The following is a 16,969-nucleotide window of genomic DNA, read 5'->3' as shown; positions in this document are numbered from 1 at the left end:
AGTCCTATTAGGTATTAATTTTCAGAAAATTATTTAGAAAATTTAGATAAAAAATAATATTTGACATATTCTTACTTTCGGTGGAATAATGAACATTGTATTTTAGAAAAATTAAATTCTTAGTTAATTGGAGGTAGGATTATTATGAAATATGCAGTGCTTACAAATGACTTACAGTACGATTTGGTTAATAAAAATGAGGATAGAATTGCAGCTGTAGAGGCTTTTACGCCTAAAATGGTTTCTTTCTTAGATACTATGAGAGAAAATGATGTTTCTATTATTCACCTACAGTTAATTAACTTAGAAGATGATCCGAAAGCTGAACGATATGGTGATTTTTTACCAGTCACAAAGGGATCTAAAGGTGCAGAAATCTTACCTGAGTTTCTTCATGAAAAAGATATTATTATGGAGAAAAATAAGGATAGTGGTTTTTTTGAGACAAATCTTGATGAAACCTTAAAAAAATTAGGAGTAGATACAATTATTATTACGGGTATGCAAACTCAAATTTGTGTACAAACAACTGCAGCAGATGGATTTTTCCGTGGTTATAATGTAATCGTACCAGAGGATGGAGTTGTTTCAGCGCAGGCTGAAGATAAAGAACGAGCTTTAAAATGGTTAGGTTCATATTGTGCAAAGATTATGAGTATCGAGGAAATCTGCAATTCGATTTCTAAAAATGAAGATATTTCTTTTGATGGAGTTGCAATTCCGTAAGTAAATACGTTGTAATATCACTTGTTCTATGTAGCAAGTGATATTATTTTTCAAAAATAAAAATGAAAAGGAGTTTTAACAAATGAAATTAACTAAAGATTTAGAAAATATAATTTTAGATCATGGAACAGGTGGACTATTGAGTCACGATTTAATTAGTTCAATTATTACTGCAAAACTAGAAGAAGTTCATCTTGGAAAAATGGAGGATAGTGCCATTCTTGAGGTAAGTAGTAGAAGATTGGCGATGACAACAGATTCTTTTGTTATTGATCCTATCTTTTTTGGTGAGGGAAATATAGGTAAAGTAGCTGTTTGTGGAACGGTTAATGATTTAGCGGTTAGTGGTGCAAAACCACTTTATCTATCATTGGCGTTAGTACTAGAAGAGGGTTTTCCAATTAGAGATTTGGAAGAAATATTAGATTCTATAAGAGAGACAGCGAAAGAAGCTGGAGTGTATATTGTTGCTGGAGATACAAAAGTTGTCAAAAAAGGTGAAGTAGACAAAATTTTTATTAATACAACTGGAATAGGAGTTTTTGAAGGAGATGTATCACCATTTTCGGTAAATTCTATTCAAGAAGGTGACGATATTATTATAACAGGACAACTAGGAAACCATAGCATACATATCCTTTCTATAAGAGAAGGATTAGGGTTTGAACAGAGAATAAATAGTGATTGTGCACCATTAAATCATATGATTACAGAGTTAAAAAACCATTTTGGTAATTCTATACATTGTATGCGAGATATTACAAGAGGCGGGTTAGGTACAGTTTTAAATGAAGTTTCAGATACAATTAATACTGGAATAAAAATACAAGAAAAAGATATTCCTATGTTAGCAGAAACTATTATGGCTGCCGACATGTTAGGTGTTAATCCAATGTATCTAGCTAATGAGGGGAATGTTTGTATGTTTGTGTCTCCAGAGGTAAGTGAGGAAGTAGTGAGGGTATTAAAAAATACTAAATATGGTAAAGAAGCTGCGGTAATTGGTAAAGTTACTCAAATACAAGAAAGACAAGTGCTAATGGAAGCAAAATCAGGTGAATTGAAACTCATTGAGTTATTATATGGGGCAGAATTACCTCGATTATGTTAGGAGACAATTTATGAAAAAAGTAATAAATATGTTTATAAAAAAGTATCAAGTTAAAGGCATTGTACAAGGTGTTGGTTTTAGACCTTTCGTATATAGAATAGCAAAAAAGTATCAACTAAACGGATGGGTGTTAAATGATTCAAATGGAGTGTTAATAGAAGTAGAAGGGGAACAAGATAATATTACTCATTTTATTCATGATATAGAATTTAATTCCCCAGAATTGGCTTATGTGCAAGAGGTTAAATTGATAGAAGAACAAGAATCTGACAATCGTTATAGCTCTTTTAATATTTTGAGTAGCCAAAAACATAGTAGTAGGCAAACTTTAATATCTCCTGATACTTATGTATGTAATGAATGTTTAGAAGAATTATTTGATCCAACGAATAGAAGGTTTCGTTATCCATTTATTAATTGTACAAATTGTGGACCTAGATATTCAATAATAAAAGATATTCCTTATGATAGACCATATACTACAATGGCCAAATTTCCTATGTGCAAAGAGTGTGATAAAGAATACAAAGACATATTGGACCGGAGATTTCATGCCCAACCAAATGCTTGCTGGAAATGTGGACCACAAGTTCAATTGAAAACATCAGATGGTACAAATGTCCCCACTGATAATCCCATAGAAAAAACAATTGATTTGTTGAAAAAGGGGAAAATCCTAGCTATTAAAGGGTTAGGTGGATATCACTTAGTTGTAGATCCAATGAATCATGAAGCTGTAAAAGAATTAAGAAAAAGAAAAAAACGGGATGAAAAACCTTTTGCTTTAATGTCATCTGAATTAGATGATGTGAAAAATTTTGCTGAAATAACAAAAAATGAAGAAGCTTTATTAGTATCTAAAGAACGGCCAATTGTGCTATTGAACAAAAAGAAAAATGAGTATATTTCTTCAGATATTGCACCTAATAATAATACCTATGGGGTAATGTTAGCCTATACACCACTTCATCATCTCATTTTAAGAGGGAATTTTATTGCATTAATAGCTACGAGCGCCAATGTTTCTGATGAACCTATTGTATATAAAGATGTAGATGCAATTGAGCAGCTAAAAGGAATTGCAGATTATTATTTAGTACACAATAGGGAGATATTCACTAGAGTAGATGACTCTATTGTTAGGGGTATTGATTTAGATGAAGAAATAACAAAACTACAAATAATTCGTCGCGCTAGAGGTTATGTACCAAACCCAATTGATTTTAAAGAAGGGTCAACTAATGTACTTGCTTTAGGAGCAGAATTAAAGAATACGATTTGCTTAACTAAAGGTGAAAAAGCTTTTATTAGTCATCATATTGGCGATTTAAAAAACTATAAAATTTATGAATCATTTAAAAATACTATAGCTCATTTACAAAAAATCTTTGAAATCAGTCCTTCCGTAATAGCAAGTGATCTTCATCCTGATTTTTATAGTACAAAATATGCATTTGATCAAAATGCTTTACCAGTTGTACAGGTTCAGCATCATCATGCCCACATGGCTTCTTGTATGGTTGATAATCAATTAAATGGTCCTGTTTTAGGAGTTATTTTAGATGGCACGGGTTATGGTGATGATGGGAACATTTGGGGTGGAGAGTTTTTAATCGGTGATTTTCTTAATTATCAAAGAGCGGCATATATCGATTACTTTCAGCTACCAGGCGGTGATAAAGCCGTTAAAGAACCGTATAGAATCGCTTTAGGAATATTGACGCAAATATATGGTGAACAAGTCAAAGAATTACCAATAAAGCTCATTTCAGAGCGAAATAGTTTTGAACTAGATGTACTTATAAAAGTGATTCAAAAAGGAATTAATTCTCCTCTTACTTCAAGTATGGGAAGGCTTTTTGATGCTGTTTCAGCACTATTGGGTGTCCGAGAAACAATCCAATATGAAGGACAGGCTGCTATTGAGTTGGAGCAAGCGATTGATATCAATGATTCTTCCAATCCTTTATTATCATATGAAATAGTTGCTTCGAATGGAATTAGAAAAATCGATATAAAACCTATGTTTAAAGAGTTGGTATCTTTGATAATTAAAGATAAGTATACCAAGGGTGAATTGAGCTATCGTTTTCATTATACAATGGTTCAAATGATTACAGAAACCTGTAAACAAATTCGTCAAGAAACAGGGATTAATAAACTAGTTCTTAGTGGGGGAGTATTTTTAAATAAGTTTTTACTTGTAGAAGCCTATAAGTCACTTAAGGCTTGTAAATTCGAGGTTTACATGCATAAACAAGTACCTACTAATGATGGCGGAATCTCTCTTGGTCAAGCAGCGATAGCAGCTCATCGTTATAAAGATACGCATTCAGTATAAATTTACAATAGTGATTATATAACTTTTCGTTATTCTTTGTGAGTATAGTAAAAACGAAAAATTAGGAGGAGCTCTTATATGGTAGTTAGTTCAAAAATGGATATATTTAATGAACTGGAATCCCAAGTACGAAGTTATAGTAGAAGCTTTCCAACAATCTTTACTAAGTCTAAAGGATATAAATTATGGGATGTAGATGGAAAAGAGTATATTGACTTTTTCTCAGGTGCTGGGGCTCTTAATTATGGACATAATGATGAAAAAATGAAACAGGTATTAATAGATTATCTTATAGAAGATGGTATCATTCATAGTCTTGATATGGGAACAAGTGCTAAAGCGAATTTTTTAAAGCAATTTAACAAAATTATTTTGGAACCACGTGATTTAGACTATAAAATTATGTTTCCTGGTCCAACAGGTACAAATTCTGTTGAAAGTGCACTGAAAATTGCTCGAAAAGTGACTGGAAGAACAAATATCATAAGTTTTTCTAATGCTTTTCATGGAATGAGTTTAGGATCACTTTCGATAACGAGTAATCATTTTAAGAGAAAGGGTGCTGGAGTACCACTAAATAATAGTATTATCATGCCGTATGAAAATTATTTAGATTCTCTTAATTCTTTATCATATTTAGAAAAAGTATTAGGCGATAGTGGAAGTGGAGTGGATTTACCTGCTGCAATTATTCTAGAAACAGTTCAAGGTGAGGGTGGTTTAAATACAGCTAGCTCCCAATGGTTAAAGGGAATTGACAGACTGTGTAAAAAATATAATATATTATTGATTGTTGATGATATTCAAGCAGGGTGCGGACGTACGGGTACATTTTTTAGTTTTGAACCTGCGAACATTAAACCAGACATAATTTGTTTGTCAAAATCTATAAGTGGCATTGGCCTTCCGATGGCTATTACACTAATTAAACCAGAATATGATAAGTGGGAACCAGGAGAACATAATGGAACGTTTCGAGGGAATAATCTAGCATTTTTAGCAGCTACAGAAGCTTTGAGTTATTGGCAAGATATAGAGTTTATTAATGATTTAAAATGGAAAAGTGAAAAAATCACTAGTTTTCTTAATAAAATTAGTATAAACTACCCACAACTTCAAGGGGCAGTGCGAGGGAGAGGCTTTATGCAGGGAATAGCTTGTAATACTTTTGGAATAGCTAAAAAGATTTGCTCAGTTGCATTTGAAAATGGTTTGATTATTGAAACGTCTGGGCCTAAAGATGAAGTAATTAAGTTGTTACCTTCTTTAACAATTGATATAGAAGGCTTAAGTAATGGATTTGAATTATTAGAAGAAAGTATTTCTAATATTATAAAAGAGTAACTGGGTAATGAATAATAATATCACCAAATGAGGTAAGAAGAGTGCTTCGGGATATTGTGATATTCCAAAGGATTAGATTATTTCAAAGTGAAGAAATAAAATATAAATAAGCATTTTTACTTACCATCTAGCATTTGGCTATACGTAAACGTTTATGAGTAGGAGTCATATTTTTTATATTTAGAAGTTCCATTATATGCAAAATCGTTACTTATTAAGCGTTAAGGAGTGCTTGACCAGAGCGCTCCTTAACGCTTATAACACTTATAAGAGTATATGAGTTCATTGAGTAAATATGTTTTTTAAAAAATCTATATTTAACGATAAATGTGTAGAGCATCTTGAGAAGAACATGTTCTTAAGATGAATATTATCTTATTCTAAGTAGATAGGTATTGTGAAATCTTGAACTACCCCCACTTTCACTTCTAAACGAAGTGAAAGTGGGGGTAGTTCAAAAGAGAAATAAATTAGATTTAAAGTAATGAATACTGCTAAAATATTACTTTATGTTTAGATCCACAAAAGAAGTTCCTCTTTTCTGATAATAATTATTAATACATAATTCATAATTAATATACGTAAGTTGTTTTATATTTCATTCATGTATTCCTTTCTAACTACGTGGATCATTTAATGCAACAGCTTTCACGTCCAAAATAAGATGTTCCAACAAAGGACTATATAAATATCTTTATAAGGATTTTCCAATATAATCAAAGTGTTAATGAAAGGAACGCTGTGTTATTTTTGCTTTTCTATTAACTAATACAGCTTCAAACAAAGGACATAATTGCAACATGCTGAGTGTAATTTATTACCCATTCAATATTCTGTTTATTCAATCTTTCTAAAAATAAAAAAACATTGAACTCATAAATATACAAGTTATAATGAGGGCGTCGACAGATAGTTTATTACCTCTAGATAAAATATCAATTCTAGTATTGGTACAAAAATTCTAAAAGCCTTACAAGTAATTTTCTTAAATTGAACATACTGATACGATTACTCTATAAATAATGTGTAATCAGAAAAGAAATTTATACAACATAAAAGAAAGCGCTATCAACACTGTCGTATTTTGAATTAATTATTCTAATAACTAAGATTCAACTGCAATTAAAAATCATAAATTATGGGGGTGCTTATATGAACATAAATGTAGCATCTATTAAAGAAAAAAAGGTTGTTAAATATAAAAGTTGTTTTGACGTGATTGGTCCAGTAATGATAGGTCCTTCGAGTTCACATACTGCAGGGGCTTTGGCAATTGGTACAGTTGCAAATAAATTATTTCAATGTCTTCCAAAAAAAGTCGTGGTTAGGTATTATGAATCATTTGCTGAAACCCATAAAGGACATGGAACTGATTTTGCGATTATTGCTGGGATATTAGGATTTGCAGCTGATGACAGCAAAGTGCCAGATGCTATTAATATAGCAGAATCTAAAGGAATCGACATTACCTTTATTGAAAAAGCAGGTGATAGTCCTGCTAATCATCCAAATACGGCAGATATATATTTAGAGGATGGAAGTCGAAGTATTAGAACAATGGGTATTTCTGTTGGCGGTGGATTAATTGAAATAAAATATGTTGAAATTGACGGATTTAGTTTAGATCTGCAGGGGCCATTGCCAGTTGTTATTGCGATTTCAGAAAGAGCTGACTTTGAATTTGTCTTACGCAGAATCTTTAAACAATATGATGTTGAAATTAACAACTTTCATAGTTTGAAAGATAAAACCAAATATTTATATGCATTCGCTTTGGATTCGTTATTGCCTGGTAATGCTCAGAAGGAATTAGGGAATTTAAGCAATATAGCTAATCTTATTATTCTTTAGTTACATTAAGGAGTGAAAAAAATATGTATATGGCCATAAAAGAAATTGTGGATGCAGCAAATAAAAGTCAAAAGACAATTTATGAATTAGCAATTGAACAGGAAATTGAACAAACTAAAACTTCTTATGAAGAAGTTTGGAGTAAAATGGAACAAAATTTAGCGACTATGCAAAATGCTATAAGTAAAAGTATCGAGGGCGACGGTGTATTTTCTCCTACCGGTTTAACTGGAGGTGATGCTGTTAAAATTAAAAACTATCGAGAAAATAGGAAAACTCTTTCTGGAGACTTGATGGTGTTAGGGATTCAATGTGCTATCGGTGTTAATGAAGTAAATGCTGCATTAGGAGCTATTTGTGCAACGCCAACAGCAGGTGCGAGTGGGACGATTCCGGGAGTACTATTTAGTATTAAAGATACGTTGCAGTTAAGTCATGAAGATATGATACATTTTCTATTCACATCAGCATTATTTGGAACGATAGTAGCAAACAACGCTTGTATTTCAGGAGCGTATGGAGGATGTCAAGCTGAAGTAGGCAGTGCCTCAGCGATGGCGGCTGCAGCTGCGGTAGAAGCTGCAGGTGGAACGCCACAGCAATCTTCTGAAGCTTTTTCGATTGCATTACAAAATTTACTCGGTTTAGTTTGTGATCCGGTCGCTGGTTTAGTAGAAATTCCTTGTGTAAAGAGAAACGCCATTGGAATGGCAAATGCTTTAGCAGCAGCGGACATCGCATTAGCCGGCGTAAAGAATATCATCAATGCTGACGAAGTTATTGAAGCGATGTATAGAGTTGGAAGACAGATGCCTCGCGAATTAAGAGAGACAGGTTTAGGTGGAATTGCGGCTACACCTACAGGGATTGCCATTAAAAATAAAATCTTTGGGGAGAAACAATCAAATTAATGAACAGTTATCGTCTGTATTGTGAAATAGTTAACAATCTTTTTTCTATTGTTCGCTTAAGGATTTCTGGATATTGGGGGAATTATCAATAATATATCCTACTAAATGATTAAAACATTTTGTAAGTGGTAACTAACTCGTCAGGTTGATGCTTCGTTATTTTTTGATTTTGATCAACTTAGAAGAAAGAAATACGATGTGGCGCACTTTATAAACAATTCATTATTAAAGAACGGTCTATATTCCTATACCTTAAATAAAGACGTAAAAATAAGAAATAAGGAGGAATTATTATATGAATGGGAATACTGCAAAAAACATAGAATTTCAAGCTGATAATATTACAGGAAAAAATGAGAAATATCTAGACCCTAAAAAGTGGCATAAACAAGATACTACATGGGCATTGAGTCTATTTGGAACAGCAATTGGAGCAGGAGTACTCTTCTTACCTATTAATGCAGGTTCAGGCGGTTTATTATCATTGCTGATAATTACCATACTTGCATATCCTGTTATGTATTACTCACATAGGGCGCTTGCTAAAATGATATACGCTTCGAATTCTGCCGACGAGGGGATTACAGGAACAATAAGAGAGTATTTCGGTAATAAAGCAAGTGTTATTTTTAACATCGTATATTTCGTCTCAATTTATACAATCGTGCTGATGTATTCGGTTGCACTTACAAATACTGCAAGTAGTTTTATTGTGCATCAATTACATATGCCAGAGCCTCCAAGGGCCATTTTATCACTTATATTAGTAATCGGTCTTATCACTATACTGAATTTTGGTCAAGATATTACTGTAAAGATAATGAGCATGTTAGTATATCCTTTCATTGCTTCTCTACTTTTTATTGCAATATCTTTAATTCCACAATGGAATACTTCAATGCTAAGTTTTTCAAGTGTTTCTACTGCTTCAACTGGAATGGGATATTTCGGTATGATTTGGATGATACTACCAATCATTGTATTCTCGTTTAATCATTCTCCTATGATTTCGTCATTTGTTATGAAACAGAGAGCTACGTATGGAATAGACGCTACTGATGCCAAGTGTGCTCAAATACAAAAAGTTTGTTATATCATGACATTCGTTGTTGTTATGTTCTTTGTTTGGAGCAGCACTTTAAGTTTGACTCCAGATGATCTTAAAGTGGCAAAAGAACAGAACTTGTCAATCCTATCATATCTTGCTAATGAACTTAATTCGCCAGTAATCACTATTGCAGCTCCTATCATTGCGTTTGTGGCTATTACAAAATCTTTCCTTGGCCATTATATAGGAGCGTATGAGGTAATGCGTGACATGATTATCAAGTCCGGTAAAAAACGTGGGAAAGATATAGGAGAAAAAACAGTTAAGACAATGATTCTTACTTTTGTTGTACTAACATGCTGGTATGTTGCTTATACAAATCCAAGTATTCTTGGAATCATTGATGCCCTTAGCGGTCCGTTAGTAGCTGCTATATTATGTCTATTACCGATGTATGCGATTCGTAAAGTACCAGTACTAGCAAAATACAGAGGGAAAATGAGTAATGTATTTGTAATCATTATAGGAATACTTACTGTTCTAGCAAGTATTAAATCATTATTTTAATTTACTATTGTTAGTTTAGATGTAAAAATAGTGAGATATGAAAAGAAAATGAAAGATTCCTAGCGGATCTAAATTATATATTGTTAAACCACAAAGATTATGATTTTGGACAAACTATTCACCTTAAATAGTTTGTCCTTTTTTTATTAGAGGTATAGCTTCTATTAAGGGTACCGCCACATGCCGATCAAGCTAATATTTTGAGTACCCCCAAAACAAAAATTTTATCTCTCCACAGTTAGTTGTCTATGAGAATTCAGTTCGGTTTTTGTTTTGGGATATTTGCTTTTCTTAGCTTGATAGCGATGTGGCGGTACCCCATACCTATCAAGCTAAAATTTTATATATCCCCCCAGAACTAAATTTTTTGCTAACTTGTAACAAAAAAGCTCATTTTTTCGTTTTGGGGTACCGTCAGGAAAATGCGGATTTACAACGTTAAGGAAATTTAATGTGAAAAAGCCGGATTCCAATAGCTATGGAATCCGGCTTTCATGACGTTTTTTAATAAAACCCATTATTCAACTATCGCGTGTTCGTTAGCTTAAGGTACTTCCGCGATATGAGTAAACAAAGCAAACGAGGTCATTATTTAATTTTATTTAAAGGAACGACTAATTCTAATTCCTTTATTTCTTTACTAAATCCTTCACTATTTGTTCGACTTGGCTTGAGTGTAAATGATTTTGGTATGGTATCCATTGGAGGCAATGTCAGTACCATATGATGACCATAGTTCCCAACAGCCATGCCTTCCTGTAGTTTTAGCTTATCATATACCTGACCATTATTATCGACTACAGAGAAATTAAACCATGGCCAACTATCGTTTTTATCCATTTCGGCAGGGTAATCAATCGTTAGGTCTATTCTTGTTGATAAAGGTGAGAATGTTACTTTGTCGGCTGTTAGTGTATACACTTCATCAACCGTTTGAGTTGTAACTTCTGGATAAAACTCAAATACATCACCTTTTATTTTTTCAAGTGGGAAAGCCACCTTCAACTTACCTTCATAGCCAAATAAATCTTTTCCATGGACCTCAATCTCAATGTTATCGCCATATTCATTATACTTAGAAAAGGTAAATTGATGATGTTCAATTATTGTTTTCGAGTTTACGTCATCTTGCCCTATTGAACCCATCGCTGGTTTAATTTCTTGTTGTCCATTAATTGTTATATAGCTAAATCCGGCCTTTTCTTCTTTCATCGAAAGTTCTTTTTGACCTGTGTAAACAACTGTTACGATTAACCGGTTTCCATCATAAGCTGCTTCTTTTACAGTCATTGTTAAGCCGTTTTTACTATCTTGTTTATCAATTACTGTCGTAAGTTGATCGTGTTCAATTTTATCTGAGGCAATGTCTCTAAAATCTTTATAAATTGGACCAATTAGGGGAACATTTGATAAGGCTTCCGCCATGCCTGTTGAAACAAATCCAGAACCAAGCAAAGATAGACATAACCCACATGCAACCAAGATTGACCGTTTTGTGGTTCTTTCGGCTTTTCTTTTTTTCTTGGCTTGAAAGATAGCCGCCTTCTCCCTAGCCATTAGCTTTTCAACAGGTACATTTATGTTGTCGATGGATCGATTGAATTTGTCTTTATTCATAAAGATAGCCCTCCTTTAAAATGGGTCTTAACTCTTTTTTCGCCCTATTTAAGTGTGATTTCACGGTTCCTTCCGGGTAATTTATGATGGTGGCAATTTCCTTAATGGACAAATCGTGATAATACCTCAACAAAATAATGGTCTTAACAGTAGGATTTAAGAATTTAAATGCTTCTGATAAATCCATCGAATGCATGATAAAATCAACATTTTCAGAAGCGATTAATTCAGTAAAGATTTCCTCATTATCTGTAGTAAAATGGCGAGACTCTTTCCGAATAAAATCAATCGATTTAAAAACTAAAATTTTTGTAATCCAACTCGAAAAATGTTCAGGCTTTTTTAATGTCTTTATTGAAATATAGGCTGTATAAATTGTTTCTTGATAGACATCAAGAGTATCTTGTTCATTTCTAACATATGCATAGGCTGTTCGATACAGCTTTTGTCGAACAGAATCAATCAGTTGTTCAAATGCTTCATCATCACCCTTTTTTGCTTTTTTCACTAATTTTGCTATATCCATTTTGGTTCTCCTCTCCGTTACACAATAAAGTCGAATGAGGAAGTAAATTGGTTGCAAAATAATTAAATATATTAAAATTGTTATCCATTATCTTTTTCCATTTCCTTTAGCCTACGATAAAATGCCGCCTGACTGATTCCTGTAATTGCACATATCTCCTTTACAGTTTTATTGGTAGTTTTACGTAATTCAATGGCATGATTCATACCTTGATGCTTATCTGTATATTTTTTAACTCTTCCTCGATATTTCCCCTTTTGCTTGGCCAATTTAATTCCTGAACGTTGCTTCTCTTTAATCATTTCTCGATCTAGTTCACTAAAGGCTGCCATTACTGTTAAAAAGAATTTACCAGTTGGTGTTCTGGTATCTATTCCTAAGTTTAAAATAACAAAGTGTATATCTCTTTCTCTAAGTTGTTCAACTAACTGCAGTAACTGAATAGTGTTTCGACCAAGACGATCCATTCGTGTCACAACTAATGTATCATTAGGAGCTACCTTGGAAAGAAGTTCATCTAAAAGTGGCTTTTGTTTAGAAACGCCACTTATTTTCTCTTCCACAAGTTCATCTACTCCGTATTTTGTAAGTTGATCAATCTGGCTATCTAGATTTTGATCTTGTGTACTTACTCGAGCATATCCATAAATCATTTTTATCCCTCTTTTAATCTATAATTTTGATAAGTGTTATTGAGAGTCTATTAAGCTAATAATATCAAGGAGCCAAAATTCTATCAATAGAGTACACTCTATTGATATATAATTGAACTAATTAACTGAATAATTGAAGAAATGAGATGATACTATATGAAAATTGCGAGAGGTAGAGAATTACTTACACCAGAGCAGCGACAGTCTCTTATGCAAATCCCTGAAGATGAATGGGTGCTAGGAACCTACTACACTTTTTCAAAACGAGATTTAGAAATTATAAATAAACGAAGAAGAGAAGAAAACCGTTTAGGGTTCGCCGTTCAATTAGCCATTCTTCGGTATCCCGGTTGGCCATACACTCATATCAAAAGCATCTCAGATTCAGTCATATATTATATATCGAAACAAATCGGTTCTACTCCATCTTCGCTTAGTCTTTATCCTCAAAGAGAAAATACACTTTGGGATCATTTGAAAGAAATTCGTAATGAATACGACTTTGTAACTTTTACTCTAAAAGAATATCGAATGACATTTAAACACCTTCATCAATTAGCTTTGGAAAATGGTGATGCCATTCATCTACTACATAAATGCATAGATTTTCTAAGAAAAAATAAAATCATACTGCCTGCTATCACTACACTTGAAAGAATGGTGTGGGAAGCAAGAGCAATGGCTGAAAAGAAGCTATTTAATACGGTTAGTCAATCTCTATCAAATACGCAAAAAGAAAAGCTTGAAGAGATCATTACTTCGCAGTATCCATCCGAATCCAATAAAACCATATTGGGATGGTTAAAGGAACCACAGACTCATCCTTCACCTGAAACATTTCTAAAATTAATAGAACGACTTGAATATATACGGGGAATGGAATTAGAAACGGTACAAATTAGTCATTTGCATCGCAATCGTTTGTTACAGCTATCTCGCTTAGGTTCAAGATATGAGCCATATGCATTCCGTGACTTTCAAGAAAATAAACGTTATTCGATATTAACTGTCTACTTATTACATCTTACTCAGGAGTTAACGGATAAAGCTTTTGAAATTCATGATAGACAAATACTCAGTCTGTTATCAAAAGGCCGTAAGGCTCAAGAAGAAATTCAGAAACAAAACGGTAAAAAGCTGAATGAGAAGATTATACACTTTACGAACATCGGACAAGCCTTAATTAAAGCAAAACAGGAAAAATTAGATGCCTTTGAGGTTTTAGAATCCATTATTGAATGGAATTCTTTTGTCTCTTCGGTGGAAGAAGCTCAGGAGCTTGCACGTCCTGCCGACTATGATTATTTAGATTTACTTCAAAAAAGATTTTATTCACTAAGGAAATACACGCCAACGCTATTAAGAGTATTGGAATTTCATTCTACAAAGGCAAATGAGCCACTTTTACAAGCTGTAGAGATTATCCGAGGAATGAACGAATCCGGAAAGCGAAAAGTACCTGATGAATCACCTGTAGATTTTATTTCAAAACGTTGGAAAAAGCATTTATACGAGGATGATGGTACAACTATCAATCGTCATTACTATGAGATGGCTGTTTTGACAGAACTTCGAGAGCATGTTCGGGCAGGAGATGTTTCTATTGTTGGTAGTAGACAATATAGAGATTTTGAGGAATATTTATTTTCAGAAGATACATGGAATCAAACAAAGGAGAATACGAGATTATCAGTTAGTTTAACATTCGAAGATTATATGACAGAAAGAAACAACAGTCTTAATGAAAGGTTAAAGTGGATCGCTACCAATTTCAACAAATTGGATGGAGTTTCTTTTGAAAAAGGAAAGCTATCTCTTGCACGCTTGGAAAAAGATGTTCCAGAAGAAGCAAAAAAGTTTAGTGCATGCCTGTATCAGATGCTACCAAGAATAAAATTAACTGATTTACTTATGGATGTTGCTCATCTAACTGGCTTTCATGAGCAATTCACTCATGCTTCTAATAGTCGGAAACCAGATAAGGAAGAAACAATCATTATCATGGCTGCCCTTCTAGGAATGGGAATGAATATTGGATTAAGTAAGATGGCCGAAGCCACACCAGGACTTACATATAAGCAACTAGCCAATGTGTCTCAATGGCGTATGTATGAAGACGCAATGAATAAAGCTCAAGCAGTATTAGTGAATTTTCATCACAAATTACAATTATCTTCTTATTGGGGAGATGGCACAACATCTTCATCGGATGGAATGAGAATGCAGTTAGGGGTTTCATCTCTACATGCAGATGCAAATCCACATTACGGAACTGGAAAAGGAGCCACCATCTATCGATTTACGAGTGATCAATTTTCTTCCTACTACACAAAGATAATTCATACTAATTCAAGAGATGCGATTCATGTGTTGGATGGTTTATTGCATCATGAGACGGATTTATCCATAGAAGAGCATTACACAGACACGGCCGGTTATACGGACCAAATTTTCGGATTGACTCATTTATTAGGATTTAAATTTGCTCCAAGAATAAGAGATATATCAGACTCAAAATTATTTACAATAGATAAAGCAAATGAGTATCCAAAACTTGAAACCATTTTACGTGGACAAATAAATACGAAGATCATTAAAGAAAATTATGGGGATGTTTTGCGATTAGCTCATTCTATAAGGGAAGGAACAGTTTCAGCATCCCTTATTATTGGGAAACTAGGTTCATATTCAAGACAAAACAGCTTAGCTACAGCCTTACGTGAGATGGGACGAATAGAAAAAACGATCTTTATTTTGAATTACATATCGGATGAATCATTAAGAAGAAAAATACAAAGAGGATTGAATAAAGGCGAAGCCATGAATGGATTGGCAAGAGCCATTTTCTTTGGAAAACAAGGTGAGCTTAGGGAACGAACCATACAGCATCAATTGCAAAGAGCAAGTGCCTTAAATATAATCATTAATGCCATCAGTATCTGGAATACCCTGCACCTAACCAAAGCAGTTGAATATCAAAAAAATTCAGGTGATATTAATGAAGAATTATTACATCATATGTCCCCTTTAGGATGGGAGCATATCAATTTACTAGGAGAGTACCGTTTTAATTCTGAAAAAATGGTTTCGGTAGATTCTCTAAGACCACTAAAATTGTCTTAACATTGTTCAAATAGGGGGTAATCGTCAGAAAAATGAGCTTAGCGTTGTAAATCCGCATTTTCCTGACGGTACCCCGTTTTGGAGTAATTCTTAATTCTTAGGTTGATGGGCACGGGGGGTAACCTCTATTTGAGAAAATTTTTCATTTCATTAAAAGCCAAGTCTCGATGGCCAGCCTGACAGTGTTGTTCACCACCGGTTTCTTTGGTAAAGACTTTCGTAGTAATTGAAGCTGCATTACACAGTTCATGCTGGATTTGCGGTAGACGACTGATTGGAACATACTGATCATCTTCTCCAGCCAGAAGCAATACATCCTGATTAATAAACTGACTTATTCCAGCCATCATATTTTCAATCATTGCATTGACATCAGCTGCTTTATTAGCAGTCAAAAGGGTAGTCAGCCTATTCCAGACGTCATCCGGCATCCGAATTTTTAATGCATCAAGACCGCTATAGAAAATATTAAATGCAATCACTTTGTCAATCCTTTTTTCAAATGCAGCAGCACGCATTGCTAAATAGCCTCCCCAGGAAGCTCCCATAATGCTGACACGATTTAATTTAAAGTAGTCAATTATTGCAGCAACTGGTTTTTCCCAGTTATGAATGAATTTCAAACCACTTTTTAATGCTGACCCTTGCCCAGGACCATCAAAGACGATAATATTATAGTCAATTCCTCTAATGAAATTCATCATCTTAACCATTTCTTCCATATAGGAATCATAGCCACCAAATACCAGTAACGTTTTATTGGCACCAGGCTCAATTAATTTAACTGCTGGAAGTAAGGAATTCTCATATGGAACTTGATAGGGTTCATAGTCAAAATCACTAAAACCTTTATAGAAGGTCTCGCGATATTTTTGATACATTCTATTTTTGTTAGGATCTGATGGAGTTAGATAAAATTCAGCAGCTTGATAGTAGACAGATGCAAGATCATAATGGTACTGTTCTTCTCGCTTTATCGCATATTCTAGCCAAGTTTCATACCAGCTTTCTATATCGGTTAGTCTTGGAATAATACCTTTTAAATCACTGTTTGCCCTTTCATCCTCCTGATAGAAGTCATTTAAGAAACGATTGATTTGCAAATTAAATTGCTCATTGTTAACATAGTTTATAAACATTTTATTCCTCCT

12 protein-coding genes are annotated in these 16,969 nt (G+C 33.6%); 8 read left to right on the top strand and 4 right to left on the bottom strand.

Annotated features, from left to right (window positions below; translation table 11 throughout):
• The first annotated feature begins 144 nt into the window (after positions 1–144).
• From KZZ19_RS28280 to KZZ19_RS28250, 7 genes are all read left to right on the top strand, one after another.
• Positions 145–726 carry an isochorismatase family cysteine hydrolase gene (locus KZZ19_RS28280; protein ID WP_098344000.1) on the top strand — a complete coding sequence of 194 codons (582 nt, stop codon included), beginning with the start codon at positions 145–147 and terminating at the stop codon, positions 724–726.
• An 82-nt stretch (positions 727–808) separates the two neighbouring features.
• Positions 809–1,837, top strand: coding sequence for a hydrogenase expression/formation protein HypE (hypE, locus tag KZZ19_RS28275; RefSeq protein ID WP_237982514.1), 1,029 nt, complete (start codon positions 809–811; stop codon positions 1,835–1,837).
• A 10-nt stretch (positions 1,838–1,847) separates the two neighbouring features.
• Positions 1,848–4,178 (top strand): carbamoyltransferase HypF, encoded by a 2,331-nt coding sequence (gene hypF / locus KZZ19_RS28270; RefSeq protein ID WP_237982513.1) that lies wholly within the window; start codon positions 1,848–1,850, stop codon positions 4,176–4,178.
• A 78-nt stretch (positions 4,179–4,256) separates the two neighbouring features.
• Entirely contained in the window at positions 4,257–5,522 is a 1,266-nt protein-coding gene (gene ectB / locus KZZ19_RS28265; protein ID WP_237982512.1) for a diaminobutyrate--2-oxoglutarate transaminase, read from the top strand.
• Between the two features lie 1,152 nt (positions 5,523–6,674).
• Positions 6,675–7,373: an L-serine ammonia-lyase, iron-sulfur-dependent subunit beta gene (gene sdaAB, locus KZZ19_RS28260; RefSeq protein ID WP_237982511.1), complete on the top strand. Its 699-nt coding sequence runs from the start codon at positions 6,675–6,677 to the stop codon at positions 7,371–7,373.
• Between the two features lie 23 nt (positions 7,374–7,396).
• Positions 7,397–8,284: an L-serine ammonia-lyase, iron-sulfur-dependent, subunit alpha gene (gene sdaAA, locus KZZ19_RS28255; RefSeq protein WP_237982510.1), complete on the top strand. Its 888-nt coding sequence runs from the start codon at positions 7,397–7,399 to the stop codon at positions 8,282–8,284.
• 295 nt (positions 8,285–8,579) lie between these two features.
• Positions 8,580–9,899, top strand: coding sequence for an aromatic amino acid transport family protein (locus tag KZZ19_RS28250; RefSeq protein WP_237982509.1), 1,320 nt, complete (start codon positions 8,580–8,582; stop codon positions 9,897–9,899).
• 588 nt (positions 9,900–10,487) lie between these two features.
• Here KZZ19_RS28250 and KZZ19_RS28245 read toward each other — a convergent pair.
• From KZZ19_RS28245 to KZZ19_RS28235, 3 genes are all read right to left on the bottom strand, one after another.
• On the bottom strand, positions 10,488–11,516 hold the full coding sequence (locus tag KZZ19_RS28245; protein WP_237982508.1) for a DUF4179 domain-containing protein: 1,029 nt from the start codon (positions 11,514–11,516) through the stop codon (positions 10,488–10,490).
• Positions 11,509–12,042, bottom strand: coding sequence for a sigma-70 family RNA polymerase sigma factor (locus tag KZZ19_RS28240; RefSeq protein WP_237982507.1), 534 nt, complete (start codon positions 12,040–12,042; stop codon positions 11,509–11,511). The genes KZZ19_RS28245 and KZZ19_RS28240 overlap by 8 nt, the downstream gene beginning before the upstream one ends.
• A gap of 80 nt (positions 12,043–12,122) precedes the next feature.
• Positions 12,123–12,695 carry a recombinase family protein gene (locus KZZ19_RS28235; protein ID WP_097815844.1) on the bottom strand — a complete coding sequence of 191 codons (573 nt, stop codon included), beginning with the start codon at positions 12,693–12,695 and terminating at the stop codon, positions 12,123–12,125.
• 156 nt (positions 12,696–12,851) lie between these two features.
• On the opposite strand from KZZ19_RS28235, the gene KZZ19_RS28230 reads away from it, so the two are divergent.
• Positions 12,852–15,818 carry a Tn3 family transposase gene (locus KZZ19_RS28230; protein WP_237982506.1) on the top strand — a complete coding sequence of 989 codons (2,967 nt, stop codon included), beginning with the start codon at positions 12,852–12,854 and terminating at the stop codon, positions 15,816–15,818.
• A gap of 125 nt (positions 15,819–15,943) precedes the next feature.
• Here KZZ19_RS28230 and KZZ19_RS28225 read toward each other — a convergent pair whose 3' ends face one another.
• Complete coding sequence (locus tag KZZ19_RS28225) at positions 15,944–16,957, bottom strand: alpha/beta fold hydrolase (RefSeq protein ID WP_237982505.1); 1,014 nt, start codon at positions 16,955–16,957, stop codon at positions 15,944–15,946.
• Positions 16,958–16,969 lie beyond the last annotated feature (12 nt).

Origin of the sequence: Bacillus thuringiensis, assembly GCF_022095615.2 — a bacterium.
Classification (GTDB): domain Bacteria; phylum Bacillota; class Bacilli; order Bacillales; family Bacillaceae_G; genus Bacillus_A; species Bacillus_A cereus_AG.
The sequence above is the reverse complement of the archived record's forward strand: the minus strand, read 5'-3'. Positions and strand labels throughout refer to the sequence as shown.